General features: G+C 67.1%; 14 protein-coding genes and 2 pseudogenes. 11 read left to right on the plus strand and 5 right to left on the minus strand.

The annotated features are described in order from the left end of the window. Positions 1-2 precede the first annotated feature (2 nt). The 5 genes and pseudogenes from ACFU6I_RS16090 to ACFU6I_RS16110 all read left to right on the plus strand — a co-directional run. A complete protein-coding gene (locus ACFU6I_RS16090) occupies positions 3-830 on the plus strand; it encodes a hypothetical protein (RefSeq protein ID WP_384366324.1) in 828 nt (275 codons plus the stop codon). A 554-nt stretch (positions 831-1,384) separates the two neighbouring features. After that, positions 1,385-1,942: an SMI1/KNR4 family protein gene (locus ACFU6I_RS16095; protein WP_384366327.1), complete on the plus strand. Its 558-nt coding sequence runs from the start codon at positions 1,385-1,387 to the stop codon at positions 1,940-1,942. A 202-nt stretch (positions 1,943-2,144) separates the two neighbouring features. Then, positions 2,145-2,384 (plus strand): hypothetical protein, encoded by a 240-nt coding sequence (locus ACFU6I_RS16100; RefSeq protein ID WP_384366330.1) that lies wholly within the window; start codon positions 2,145-2,147, stop codon positions 2,382-2,384. A 641-nt stretch (positions 2,385-3,025) separates the two neighbouring features. After that, complete coding sequence (locus ACFU6I_RS16105) at positions 3,026-4,072, plus strand: polymorphic toxin type 44 domain-containing protein (protein ID WP_384366333.1); 1,047 nt, start codon at positions 3,026-3,028, stop codon at positions 4,070-4,072. A gap of 53 nt (positions 4,073-4,125) precedes the next feature. Next, positions 4,126-4,242, plus strand: a pseudogene (locus tag ACFU6I_RS16110) (IS5/IS1182 family transposase); the annotation flags it as partial. A 180-nt stretch (positions 4,243-4,422) separates the two neighbouring features. Here the strand turns inward: ACFU6I_RS16110 and ACFU6I_RS16115 are convergent. Together ACFU6I_RS16115 and ACFU6I_RS16120 are read right to left on the minus strand one after the other, a co-directional pair. Beyond that, entirely contained in the window at positions 4,423-5,421 is a 999-nt protein-coding gene (locus ACFU6I_RS16115) for an LLM class flavin-dependent oxidoreductase (RefSeq protein ID WP_384366336.1), read from the minus strand. Between the two features lie 129 nt (positions 5,422-5,550). Beyond that, on the minus strand, positions 5,551-5,772 hold the full coding sequence (locus tag ACFU6I_RS16120) for a tetratricopeptide repeat protein (protein ID WP_384366339.1): 222 nt from the start codon (positions 5,770-5,772) through the stop codon (positions 5,551-5,553). Positions 5,773-6,049: 277 nt separating this feature from the next. On the opposite strand from ACFU6I_RS16120, the gene ACFU6I_RS16125 reads away from it, so the two are divergent. Together ACFU6I_RS16125 and ACFU6I_RS16130 are read left to right on the plus strand one after the other, a co-directional pair. After that, entirely contained in the window at positions 6,050-6,373 is a 324-nt protein-coding gene (locus tag ACFU6I_RS16125; RefSeq protein ID WP_384366342.1) for a hypothetical protein, read from the plus strand. Positions 6,374-6,527: 154 nt separating this feature from the next. Next, positions 6,528-6,857, plus strand: coding sequence for a hypothetical protein (locus tag ACFU6I_RS16130; protein ID WP_384366345.1), 330 nt, complete (start codon positions 6,528-6,530; stop codon positions 6,855-6,857). Between the two features lie 242 nt (positions 6,858-7,099). Here the strand turns inward: ACFU6I_RS16130 and ACFU6I_RS16135 are convergent, their stop codons facing one another. Beyond that, on the minus strand, positions 7,100-7,606 hold the full coding sequence (locus tag ACFU6I_RS16135) for a hypothetical protein (RefSeq protein ID WP_384366348.1): 507 nt from the start codon (positions 7,604-7,606) through the stop codon (positions 7,100-7,102). An 818-nt stretch (positions 7,607-8,424) separates the two neighbouring features. Here ACFU6I_RS16135 and ACFU6I_RS16140 point away from each other — a divergent pair. Together ACFU6I_RS16140 and ACFU6I_RS16145 are read left to right on the plus strand one after the other, a co-directional pair. Continuing rightward, a complete protein-coding gene (locus tag ACFU6I_RS16140) occupies positions 8,425-8,559 on the plus strand; it encodes a hypothetical protein (RefSeq protein ID WP_384366351.1) in 135 nt (44 codons plus the stop codon). A gap of 136 nt (positions 8,560-8,695) precedes the next feature. Further along, positions 8,696-9,154, plus strand: a complete 459-nt coding sequence (locus ACFU6I_RS16145; RefSeq protein WP_384366355.1) for a HEAT repeat domain-containing protein — start codon at positions 8,696-8,698, stop codon at positions 9,152-9,154. On the opposite strand, the pseudogene ACFU6I_RS16150 reads toward ACFU6I_RS16145, so the two are convergent. Continuing rightward, positions 9,151-9,504: pseudogene (locus tag ACFU6I_RS16150) on the minus strand (integrase core domain-containing protein); the annotation flags it as partial. The gene ACFU6I_RS16145 and the pseudogene ACFU6I_RS16150 overlap by 4 nt on opposite strands. Positions 9,505-9,685: 181 nt before the next feature. Further along, positions 9,686-10,042, minus strand: coding sequence for a DUF805 domain-containing protein (locus tag ACFU6I_RS16155; RefSeq protein WP_384366357.1), 357 nt, complete (start codon positions 10,040-10,042; stop codon positions 9,686-9,688). Positions 10,043-10,764: 722 nt separating this feature from the next. Between ACFU6I_RS16155 and ACFU6I_RS16160 the strand changes: the two genes are divergently transcribed. Together ACFU6I_RS16160 and istA are read left to right on the plus strand one after the other, a co-directional pair. Continuing rightward, positions 10,765-11,148, plus strand: coding sequence for a DUF2750 domain-containing protein (locus ACFU6I_RS16160; protein WP_384366370.1), 384 nt, complete (start codon positions 10,765-10,767; stop codon positions 11,146-11,148). 42 nt (positions 11,149-11,190) lie between these two features. Then, complete coding sequence (istA, locus tag ACFU6I_RS16165; RefSeq protein ID WP_384366359.1) at positions 11,191-12,459, plus strand: IS21 family transposase; 1,269 nt, start codon at positions 11,191-11,193, stop codon at positions 12,457-12,459. Positions 12,460-12,544: the final 85 nt, after the last annotated feature.

Here is a 12,544-nt window from a genome sequence, read left to right on the forward strand (position 1 = left end):
CTGTGCCAACAAGGGTTGTCCTGGCCAACGGCCGTACCCGGGTGTGGGTGGAGGGCGGTGTGCTGCACTGGAAGCGGGGGCGTACGACCATCACCGTGCCGGGGTCGAAGATCCGTCAGGTCAAGGTCGCAGGGCAGTCGCTGACCGTGGGCATTTTCGAGGATGCTCAGATCGGCACGGCCTTGACGGTCCGGCATCGCAATACGGCGGTGGTTGCCGCGCTCGGCGCCGAGATTGAAGCGATCACGAGCGACGCGGAGGACGCGGGGAACCGGCAGTCGATCCGGCGGCAGTCGGTGCGCGTCTGGCCCCTGCGGGTACTCGCGGGTCTGCGTGACCGGGTGCGGAACGGCAGCCCGTGGTGGCGGCGTGCCCTGTGGTACGTCCTCCTGGGGTTCCCCCTCGCCGTGTGGCTGCCGGTGGAGCCCCGTTTCCTCGGACCCATCGCCTGGCTACTGCTGCTGCCAGGCATCGCCTTGCTGCGCCTGTGGGTGGGCATGGCCGAGCTGGACACGCGGTGGGTGATGTGGCGGCGAGGCATCACGGTGCGGGCGAGCTTCGAGTCCGACCCGTACAGCGAGGCCACCAGCGCCTACATCGTCCACTTCCGCACGCTCGATGGCCGGAAGATCACGGCGCACGGACAAGTCCGGGGCCGCCGGGACGAGATTCGATACGACCCGAAGGACCCCTCGCGCGTGCTCGCGCCGACCCGTGTCGCTTGGCTGGGGATCGCCCTGGCCGCATTCCTGGTGATCGGTGTGTGGGGTGTCATCTTCGGAATCCCGGCGATTTTGTGGCTGATCAGGCTGCTGGCTCTGCCCTTCTAGAAATCTTGGTTCAGCTGTGGTGGCTGCGGTTGGAGGTTGAGCCCGGTCTTGGCGACAAGGCCGTCTATGAGGCCGGGGCGGTAGTTCATCCGCTTGAGCCGCGTCTTTACCATGACGGTGAGCTGGTCGATGTTCTCTTTGGTGAGGTTGGCCAGTGACCTCTTATGACGAACTGGACGCGTCGCTGGCGCCGCACCGTCAGGTACCGGACGGTGCCGCGCGGCTTGTGGGTGAGCTTCGGCACGGCGGCACTGGCCACCAGGTAGAAGGGACGGGCTACTGGTTCCGGTGGCGTCCGAGCACGTGAAGCCGCTGTTGATCATTAGGCGTTGTGCGGACAACCAATGATCATGCGACGGTCTCGGGCGCCAGCGTAGGGCCGGTCCTGTGGCAGGAAGGCTTCGACAGCCTGATGTGCCGCTCTTCAACGACTTCGTCCTCAATAACCTCGACGACGGCCTCAACTTGGGCTTCCAATACGATGACGCCGGGGCCCAAGTCCCGACCAATGGCAATCCGGGGCTCAAATGACCAAGAGTGACGGGAACCACCCGATGCATCCTGAAGTAGCGGAGCTGGTCCGCCTCATGCCGCCACCGGCCGAGGGTCCGGATCGAAAGGTCGACTGGGCCCGGGCCGAACAAGTCTGGGGGATGGCGTTCCCTTCCGACTACAAGGACTTCGTGGACGTCTACAGCAAGGGTTCACTCGTCGCCGAGAGCGTCGGGAGCTTCTTTGGTGTGGTGGTTCCGGAGTGCTCCCCCGAGGGGGAGGCCGTCGGTTCGATGCGCGAGGAGACGGAGATCGCGCAGGAGAACTGGGACGAAGGGTACGGGGATAAGCCCGAGGGCCTGCCCTCCGGAGCGGACCGCGTGGTGAGCTGGGGAGGGGATGCCGCGGCCGACCTGCTGTGCTGGCTCGTGACCGGCCCCGACCCCGACACCTGGCCGGTGGCGGTCTACTGCCGTTGCTGGAACGAGTGGTCTCTGCATGGCGCCGGTATGGCGGGCTTCCTCAGGAAGCTGGTCGCCGGCGAGTTCGAGGAGCTGCCGCTGTCCCTGGGCAGCGGAGAGTTCGACTCTGTACCGACGTTCATCCGCGACGAGGACTGACATCCGTCCGTTCTCCGTCGGCTCACCCCCGGTGCCTTCTGCGGTACCGGGGGTGAGTGGGGTTTGACCGCCGAGTAGCCCAGGGGATTCTTACCCCTCGGCCCTCACAGATCCGTACGTGACGGTCTCTCGGTCGTCGTCGGTTTCACCCTGGTCTCCTGGGCAGCCTTCAACGTCTCCAACACCCCCAGGACTGCCGGGGGTGGGCGGTGGTCACGTTGTGCCGCTCGCGCAGATGGTCGCCCTGGAGACGGGTATGCAGGAGCTGCACGCCCTGCTGCTGCAAGCCGACACCGACGAGGAGCACGTGCCGGCACCAGCAGCACCGCCGCCGGTGCTGTCGGCTGCTGCCCGGAACCTGCAGCAGTGCTGCCTGCCCCGGCCGAGCCTGCTGCCGCCGCTGCTGCAGCAGGAGCAGCAGCGGGAGGAGCCGGACCAGTAGAGGCAGCAGCAGGGCGGCGGCGAAGGGCTGCAGCGGCCGGTGATGATCTGCGGGTTTTTGTCGGTGGTTGTTCGGCATCGTGATGTCAGTTCGGTGGCGCGCTGTCTGTGCTGTTCAGCTGGTCGTGGTGAGTGGTTCGAGTGATGACGTAGATGCTGATCTGGCGCTGTCGTTTTTGGTGGTGGTGCTGGTCAGTTGGTTGCCGGTCGGTACAGCACGGTGTTTGTTTGTCTCTGTTCGTGGAGGTTTTGGCAGGGGGTTGGGCGCCGAAGGTTGAGGTCTGGGCGGTCGGCGTCGCTTTCTACGGTGTTGGCTTCAGGGCGTAGCGGATTCCTGTTGCGGTGCAGGTGAGTTGTTCGCCGTTCTGGACGGTGATGAGGGGAAGATCGGACGGCCGGGGCGGTCCTTGAGTTGTCCGTGGGTGTCGGCGGCCTGTATGAGGGGGCGCGTCCAGGTGGCGAGGGGGTGCACCTGGCATGTGCGGTGGGCTGTGCTGTCGTGGACTTTGACGGCGGTTGCCGTTTCGATGCTGCGGATGAGCGCGAGCCGGTTGATGTCTGCTCGGTCTCCTTCACGGTCACCCGTGCCGTTCCAGGGACGTCATTGAATGGATCGCCGGACGCCGCATCTCTGCCAGCCGGTTGACGTGTCGTGCTCATCCGATCCAGTACAAGCTCGACTGCGATCCCGGCCGGTCCGTCAAGCCCTGGTTCGACCAGGTCCACGAGAACGGCCCCTGGGACCACAAGACCTTCCTCCTGAAGAACTTCGCTCTCCATCAGGAGAGCAATGTCTGCTGCTACACCGGCAAGATCACCGGGATGAACGCCGAGGTCTACCACGACGTCTGGTCGAACGTGCACTACGGCTACGCGGGAGCAGCGGCCGGTCTTGACGACGACTTGCTTGAGTTCGCGGCCGCGCCCAGCCTGCCGGGCGGCAAGAACATCCCGGGAGCCGAGCACATCCCCTACGTCGGAAGGTCCGACGAGGGCGACAAGGCGACGGTTCGCTTCGGCATCGATCTCTGGAAGAAGTACGGCGCCGACCTCACCCAGGGGCAGTTCCACTCCGAACTGCTAAACATGTTCGGGGACCTCCAGGGCACCGACAAGATCTACTCGCTCGCCCCGCCGCCACCCACCATGGAGAAAGTCCCTGGGGGCTGGGTGAAATGGCACCGCTGGGCTTCCTCAGCCCGACCTACCATCACGCGCCACGGAGGCGGCCAGCTCTCTCCCGGCTGCCTCCGTGGCACCTCTTCTGGCGGAAGGCCACGCATGAAGACAGACGAAGCACGGGATGCTCCCGGGAAGAAGAGCACCTCCAACAGCGCCGGCGCCTGGCTGCTCGGTATCACCCTCTTCCTGATGACCGGATACGTGACCTCGCTGCTGCTCTTCAGTACCTGGACGAACTGCGACATCGGCGCCAACAACCCGTATCAGCTGGTGCTGCTCGTGGCCGTGTCGACCGGCATGGCGACCGCCTCGTCCCTGCTGTGGGCCCTTATGCGCAAGCTCACCGGTCGCCGGGGCCTGCTGAAGCCCCTCGCGCTGACGGTGCTCGCCGTGGCGGTACTGCTCTGGCCGGTGCTGGCAGTCTGGTACGTCTCGCCCGGCCACCCCGACAGCGTATGCACATCCGGCGGCACACCCTTGGGGTGGCCGACCTGGTTGCCCGTGTAGGGGGTTGTCCCCCGGCGGAGGAGGCGCTGCGGGGGTGACCGAGGCGATGGACGGTGGATCGCCCTGGCCGGCCCCTTCGTTCTCCGCCAGCTCCGCCAATCTCACCGCGAGTTACCCAGGCCCTCATCCCGCTCGTGAAGGGCATACCACCCATCCGGTCCCGCCGAGGCCGGACTTGAGATCGCTCACGGAATGTGTGCCAGAACCCACTACTGCTCGATAAGGCCAGGACGGCCATCTTCTCCTGGGCGCCAGGGCGTTGGTGGCATGCGATGACGCCGAAGAGGTCGAACAGCACGATGGGTCGGCGGGTGGACATGGCGTGGTTCCTCCAGGCCCGGTGGTGGGTGTCAGGGGCGGTGGGGCAGGGCGCGGGCGAGGGAGTTGAGGGATGCCAGGGCGTCGGGGCTAGCGGGGGTGAGGACGACGCTGGTCGCGCCGGCCGCGTGGCGGGCGTCGATCGCCGCGCGGGCCTGGTCGGGCGTACCGGCGATGCTCAGTTCACGCACCCAGGCGGCGGGCATGGTACGGGCGAACTCCCGGCCGTCGGGGCAGGCGGCGCGGTGTGCGCGCAGCTCGGCGGCGAAGGGCAGGGGGTCGATGTGCGCGGCCCAGTCCGGCTCGCCGATCGCCTCCAGCCCGGCGCGGACGCGGGCGAGGGCGGCTTCCTCGTCGTCGTCGACGGCCGCAGCGTCGTAGGTGACGATCTCCGGGTGCCTTGCGGTGGCGGCGGGGCCCAGATGATACAGGGAAGCGGTGATGTAGGCGGGGGTCGCGGGTTCGGCCAGGAGGAGTCCGTCGGCGACCTCGCCCGCGGCTTGCTGTGATCGGGGGCCGCGGACGCCCAGGACGACCGGCGGGATGGCCTCGGTGGCGGGGGTCTCGGTGAGGACGACGCCTTCGCAGCGCACATAGCGGCCAGCGGCGGGGCCGGGCTCGCCGCGCAGGAGCTGGCGCAGCGCGGTGGTGTACTCCTTGATCAGCGTCAGGGGGCTGGCGGGCCAGGATCCGGCCTGGCGCATCCAGTCGGGCATGCCGTGGCCGATTCCAGCGATCAGGCGCCCGGGGTAGAGCTGGGTGAGGGTGGCCAGTTCCATCGCGGTGAAGCACACGTTGCGGGCACCGGCGGGCAGGATGCCGATGCCGACGGTGATGTTCGTGGTGCTGGCCAGGACGGAGGTGGCCTGGGCGATGCCGCCGCGCCAGCCGAGATCCTCCACCACCCAGATCTGCTCGAAGCCCAGTTCTTCGGCTCGACGTGCGTAGGGCAGCACGTCACGGGCGGGAAGATCGCGGGGCAGCAGGACACCGACACGGCCGCGGGTGGGCAGGGCGTGGGGCTCGGGCATCGGGGGCTCCTTCGGGGTCGGCGGCGGGTTTTGCCTCCCCGGCCCTTGGCGGGCCGGGGAAGGGGCTTGTGCGGCACGGGTGTCAGGGGGCCGTGCCGCACAAGCGGTCAGTGGCCGATGCGGGCCATCTCACTCTGGGGCGTGCGGTTGGATCCGGTGCGCAGGACCCGGGCGCCTCGCCTGGTCGTAGCGGCCTGCTTGCAGGTGTGCTTCGCCGCGGGAGGCGAGGGCCCAGGCGTCGGTGGGGTCGATGTTGAGTGCGGAACAAGAACTCCGCCGGATCCTCCTCGGACTCCGGATCCTTTCCCGAATTCTCCGCAAACAGCGACAATTGCGCCCGCCGCCCCACAAACTGCGTCCGCGCTCGCTGCCGGATCAGCTCACCCCGCGACCGGCCCCGAATTCCCGACCCCGCCATCCCCGCACCCCCGTCACCACAACCCGCCGCGCCCACGCGACTGGCACCCGCCTTGCTCGCTGCCTGGCTGCTACCCGTCGGCAGGCGCAAGCCCTCGGTGTCCGATCCGGCCCATCTGCCAGGCACCGACCAAGCCGCCAACGTACCTTTCCCAACCAGGTGTTCAGCGGTTGTACCAAGCCATTCTTTCTACGCCCAGCGGTATCCGAGTTGGGCGAGCTGCGCGGGTTGGTCGTGGGTGAGTCGGTCGCGTCGGCTTTTCTGGAGGCGAACATCCCAGGAGCCGAGCACATTACGTACATCGGGAGGTCCGACGAGGGTGACAAAGTGACGGTACGCATAGGCATCGGCCTGTGGAACAAGTGCGGCGCCGACCTTACGCAGGGCCAGTTCCACTCCGAACTCCTCAAGATTTTCGATGGCCTGCAGGGAACCGACAAGATCTACATGACAGCGATGCCGACCGGCCGTCGGAGTGCATGTGCCCGGTGGAACAACCTTCTAGCATCACTGGGCGCCATCGGCTCGACGTAACGTAATGCGTCACAGTGGCGGTCGACCGCTGGTCGGCCGCCCCTGTGACGCGCGATTCCCGGCGGAAGGTGAATCCGTGGAGACAGAAGAAGTGCGACCTTCCCCAGTAGGCAAGAGGGAGCAGTACAGCGCTGGTGCCTGGTTGATTGGGTGGATGGTCTTTCTGGGGTCGGGGTTTGTGACCTCGCTGCTGTTGTTCAGCTCCTGGGCGAACTGCCATCTCGGTCGCAACGGGGCATACCAGTTCTTCTCGTTGGTGGTCGCGGCGACCGTGATGGCGACCGTGTCGACTGTGCTGTGGGCTGTGATGCGCAAGGCGACCGGCCGCCGCGGGCTGTTGCTGCCTCTGGTGCTGACGGTTGTCGCCACGGCGGTGCTGCTCTGGCCGGCGCTGGCAGTGTGGTACGTCTCGCCTGGGCACCCGGACAGTGCGTGCGGACCGGGCGGCACGCCCATGGGGTGGCCCAGCTGGCTGCCCCTGTGAGACGGGCCGTCAGCAGAGCGGCTTGAGATCGGCGAAGTTCAGGGCCCGCCCCGGCCCATGTGCGGGAGTCGAGGCCGATGAGGGCTCCCCCCGCACGCCGCCGCCCAGCGCAATCTCTTCAACGGCATGATCGGCCAGCTCTACCACTGCCTCCAACGGAGTCATCGATATGGCGAGGCACTGGCCTTCCCAGCTCCACCCGACGAGGTGGGCACAGAGACCGCATAACCATAGGCCGTAACTCACCGGCAGCGATCAGGAGCATGCCTAGGGGGCAGGTGGCCCAACACGGCACGGAACCTTTCCCGCCCTGCCGTGACGCTCGCGTCCCACAGACCTGAGGCGTTACCGCTCAGCGAGAGGGACTGGAGCCGTTGTTCCTCAGCGAGAAGGCTGGCACCCGCCACGTTCTGGTCCAGCATCCCCATCGCGGTGAGCGCCGCATGGCCGCAGGACACCGCGTCATCAGCGTTTCCCAAGCCGTGTGCCAGCAGGGCATACCGCAGGCTGAGGGCAGCGAAGAAGGCGTAGGTGTCGGCGACATCGGTGATCCCCTCCTCGTTCGGCTGAAGCTCCGGGAACCGCTCCAGCAGGCGTACGCGCTCGGCGGCGTCGGCGAGCGACCGGTCGGCATACCAAAGATCGCGTACGGACTCCGCATAGAAGTCACAGGTCGGCTTCCCGCCCCGGCGCGTCCGCCCGCAGGCCCACGAACAGCGGCGCCATGCGTTCGGCGCAGGCGGCGACATACAGGCGGATCGCCTCACCGTTCCCGTCACGAAGTGCCTCCGCGACGGCCCCCTCCACCAGCGTCTCCACGTCCCACCCTCATCCCGTTCGAACAGATCGACAGGCTACACAGCGGGCTGACGGCCGCAGCTTGACGAGTGAGGACCCTGAGGTGTCTGGATAGCCCTGTTCACCGGACTGAGCCCGCGCTGTTTCAGCAAGCTCGTAACCGCGCTGCGCCTTGAAGGGGATCAGAGCCCGCCCTTTGCGCAGCGACCGGGCAGGGGGCCGCGGCACCCGCCCGGACACCACGGCGGCCCACAGAGCCCCGTGCAACGCCGCCCTGCAACAAGGGTGCAGCAGAGTCCGGGTTGTACCTCTGACCTGCCGGACATCACCGCAGGGCCAGGCCGGGGGAGCGTGCTGCACTTCTGGGCTGGCGGCCCGTGCGGGGAAGTCAGTCGGCCGGGACTGACACGGGGGCGCCTGGCAGGGCGCCTTTCAGGACGTTCGGCAGCGTTCTCCAAGGTGTCTTGGGGGGCGCTTCACAGGGCGCCTTACGACCGTATGGCGGCCGGATAACGGTGCAGGTCAGACCATGCGGTCAAGGGGAGCCGATCACGCCGACTACTTCTCTGAGAGACCCCTTTGGGGAACTGGTGAAGCTCCGACCATCTACCCAACCGCCCTCAAGATGGCGCACCGCCTCGTCGACGGGTTGGAGATCTCCCGGCCTGGCTTGATCGAGCAGTAGTGACGTCACTGGTCGACGGGTTTGGGAGGCACGGGGGCTCTTGCCGGGGCAGCAATCAGATGCTCTTGGTGAAAGGTGCTGGTCATGCCGCAGATGTCGAAGGTCAAGCTGTACGCGGCGATCCGGCGTGACCATCGCGGCGGCATGTCGATGCGAGAGCTTGAGCGCAAGCACGGCGTGACCTGGTGGACAGTGCGCAAGGCGTTGGACTCGTCCTGACCGGAGCCATCGCCGGCCCTGACGGTCTGGCTGAACCCCGACCGCACGAGCAATCCGGGCGGCTGGATACCCATAGCCGGGCTGGCCCGTTCCCCAGCTCTGGGAATCGGGCCTCGGCTGCTGGCAGGATGACCGGATGGACGACGACACCGCCCCTACCCGGGGCGACCAGGTTAGCCTTCGTGCGGCCTGTCCGCCGGCGGTGAGCGCGGCGCTGAAGCGGCTCGCCGCGACTACCCGCCACGACACGGCAGAATTCGAACAGGCGCTGTTTGGCCTGGCGCTGCTGTGCGCGGAGGCACCGGTTGAGGCCCTTGAACTACTCGTGTCGGCTACGGCGGCACCGGACCCGATGTTGCGGCGCGCAGGGATTGAGGGCCTCGGCATCTTCGGCCCCGACGCCGTGGCGCACGCGCCGATCATCGCCGCCGCACTCTCCGACCCGGATTCCGATGTGCGGGCGGCAGCGCATGTTTCTCTCAAAGCCGTACTCAGGCGGAACGAGCCCGACGAGGAACTCCGCACTGCCGTTCGCCGGGCAGTCGAGCAGTCGAGCAACGGCAGCCAGCCGACAGGCAGCCGGGAGACGCCTTAGGTGTACTGACCCGTGAGGTTGGGGACGCGGCTGGCGGGTGGTTGACCCTTGAGCGCGGTGTGTCCGCGGTGGTGATTGTAGGTGTGGAGCCACTGTGGGTAGGCGTCGCGTCGTTCGGCCTCGGACCGATAGGGCCTCGTGCAGGCACATTCGTCGAGGAGGGTGCGGTTGAAGCGCTCGACCGTGCCGTTGGTCTGGGGCCGGTACGGCCGCGTGCGCTTGTATGAAATCCCTTTTTCAACAAGAGAGTTGCGCCAGAGGTGTGACTTGTAGCAGGAGCCATTGTTGGTCAGGACCCGGCGGACGGTGATCCCGGCGTCGGTGAAGTATGTGCGGGCCCGTTGCCAGAAGCCGAGCCCTGGGCCAGTGCCGCAGGTCAGGTGTGTGGTGATCACGTGGGGATCACACAAAAAGGGCGCCGTACGGGCGTGATCTTGACGGCGCCCTCGGCGTCCGTGCCGCTATGCCGCGTGTTCGGGGATGGCGACCCCGGTACCTCATTGGTACCGAGGTCTCAGTGCCGCCGGAAGGTCAGATGTGCGCGCCGATGTACTTCGGAACCGACCCGTACTTGTTGTCTCCGGGCTGGCTGTTACTGGAGAAGAAGTAGAGCAGGACGATGTCGCCGACCAGCGGGATCAGTCCAATCAGGAGCCACAAGCCGGAGCGCCCGTCATCATGCAGGCGGCGGACGCCCACGGCGAGCGAGGGGAGGAGCATCGCTAGCGCGTAGAGCACTTGAAGCGGAGTGAAGTCGATTGCGCGTCCGACCGCGAACAGCACGATGCTGATCGCGAGGTTGAACAGATTGAACACCCAGTATTCGGTCCGACGTGCGCGCCCGCTGAACACCGCGTACTTCTTGAGCACGTCTATGTACCAGTGCATGTGATGCCCCCACGGCCATCGTTGGATGCCGTCCTGAAGGGATCAAGCAGGCAGTACGTATGGTCCTGTCCTGTCCCGTGCAGGTCAAGACACATCTCGGTGACCGCGGCCGTGGGACGGCGCAGGGGTGATTGGGCCTACTTGTTGGCCGCTGTACTGCCGCCGTCCTGGACGCCTGAGCGTGAGCAAGGGCGCCTCGCCGCAATGGCGAGGCGCCCAACTACGTCCGAAGCGTCTATGTCGCCTCGACCGCGAGCGCGTACCGCCCGCGCTCCGCACGGGGAACCGTCAGCAGCCGATGTGGCTGCGGGTCCGCGGCGAAGGCCAGTGGGGATGAGATGCGGCGGCGTGTCAGCCTCCGTCGGTGCTGTTTGTCCAGCCGTGCCTGTTCGGGCATTTGAAGGTGTGGTTGGACCGCAGCTGGAAGTCGCCGCGGTCGTCCCAGGCGTGCGTGCCCTCCACCGGGGGCTCGCCGCACCGCCAGCATTCGCACGACTCCCGCCGGGACCATCCTGCACGGCCAGGCGGACGATGCGCGATAGCACTCCCGGCGACCGCGGCTGATCGTAGGCGAGGCTTTGCTGGAACTGCCCCGATCCTGGGGCCTGTGACATGTCTGAGCTGATGTTCAGCCGCGGGTCGGATCTACCGGAGAAGGCCTCTGAACTGGGAAGATTGGGTTTTTCTAGGGTTCCCTACACCCCCAACGGGAGGCGCTCGTGATGCTGAAGTCGGGACGATCCAGGAGGATTCAGGTGAGCACAAGCGGGGCTCAGGCAGCGGCCTTCTTCCGTGAGATCGCTCGGACTCGTACCGTTTGGTGGGTTCGAGACGACGACGGCAGTCCGACCCCGGTCTCAAGTTCTGGGCAACCAGCTTTCCCCTATTGGTCGTCGAAGACCCGTGCGCAGCACGCCGCTCAGCTATGGGGTCATCAATTTCGAGCTGTTCCAATGCCGCTGGATCATTGGCGAAGCGCGGCTTTGCCAGATCTAGCCAAGGACAACTTCCGGGTAGGGATGGGACTGCTGCACGGATTGTCGTCGACGGGTGAAATGAGGACCACGGACGGCGGATCAAAAGCGGGCCACTGCGTGATCTCTTGATCATCCTGACTTCACTGGTATGGGAGTCAGGAGGGAAGAGAGGTGATCGGCGTGGAGGACTGGGCTGAGATCCGTCGGCTGCACCGGGCCGAGGGCCTGTCGGCCCGGGCAGTGGCCCGGCAGTTGGGGATCTCGAGGGGCACTGTCCTGCGGGCCCTGGCCTCGGACCGGCCGCCGGTCTATCAGCGCCCGCTGAAGGGCTCTGCCGTGGACGTGGTCGAGCCGGCCATCCGCGAGCTGTTGAAGCAGACTCCGACGATGCCGGCCACGGTGATCGCCGAGCGGATCGGGTGGGACCGCGGCCTGACCATCCTCAAGGAGCGGGTGCGCGAGCTGCGGCCGGCCTATCTGCCAGTCGACCCGGTCTCGCGCACGGTCTACTCGCCCGGTGAGCTCGCCCAGTGCGATCTGTGGTTCCCGTCGGCGGACATCCCGCTCGGCTACGGGCAGAGGGGTCGGCCTCCGGTCCTGGTCATGGTGTCGGGCTACTCGAGGATGATCACGGCCCGGATGCTGCCCTCGCGGACCACCGCCGACCTGATCGACGGGCATTGGCGACTGCTCAGCGGCTGGCAGGCCGTCCCGAAGGTGCTGGTCTGGGATAACGAGAGCGGGGTGGGCCAGGGAAAACTGACGTCGGAGTTCGCGGCGTTCGCGGGCCTGCTCGCGATCCGGTTCCATCTGTGCCGGCCACGCGACCCGGAAGCGAAAGGCCTGGTGGAACGGGCGAACGGCTATCTGGAGACCAGCTTCCTGCCCGGCCGCACGTTCGCGGGACCAGGCGACTTCAACACCCAGCTGACCGGATGGCTGCAGGTCGCCAACCGCAGGCACCATCGCACGATCGGCTGCCGGCCTCTCGAGCGCTGGGACACCGACAAGGCGGCGATGCTTGCCCTGCCGCCGGTCGCCCCACCGAACTGGTGGCCCCTGCACACCCGCGTGGGCCGTGACCACTACATCCGCGTCGACACCTGCGACTACTCCGTCCACCCCCGTGCCATCGGCCAGCAGATCACCGTCCGCGCGGACACCGAGGAAGTCATCGCCACCACCCGCGCGGGCGAGACCGTCGCCCACCACAGCCGCTGCTGGGCCCGCCATCAGACCATCACCGATCCCGAGCACGCCGCCGCGGCCGAGATCCTGCGCGGCCAGGCGATCCGTCAGCGCGCGTCACATGCCCGGGCCCGAGGCCTGGCCGGCCTTGCCCCCGACGACCTGGGCGTCGAGGTCGAACAGCGCCGGCTCGGCTCCTACGACCGCATCTTCACCCTCATCGAGGGGGGCGCCGCGAAGGAGGACACCTGATGCCTGCCACCACGACCGCCACCAGTGGCCCGGCGACCCGCACCACCCGGCAGACCACAGCTGACCTGGCATTCCTCGCCCGCGC

Origin of the sequence: Streptomyces sp. NPDC057486 (genome assembly GCF_042802415.1) — a bacterium.
Classification (GTDB): Bacteria; Actinomycetota; Actinomycetes; order Streptomycetales; family Streptomycetaceae; genus Streptomyces; species Streptomyces yanii.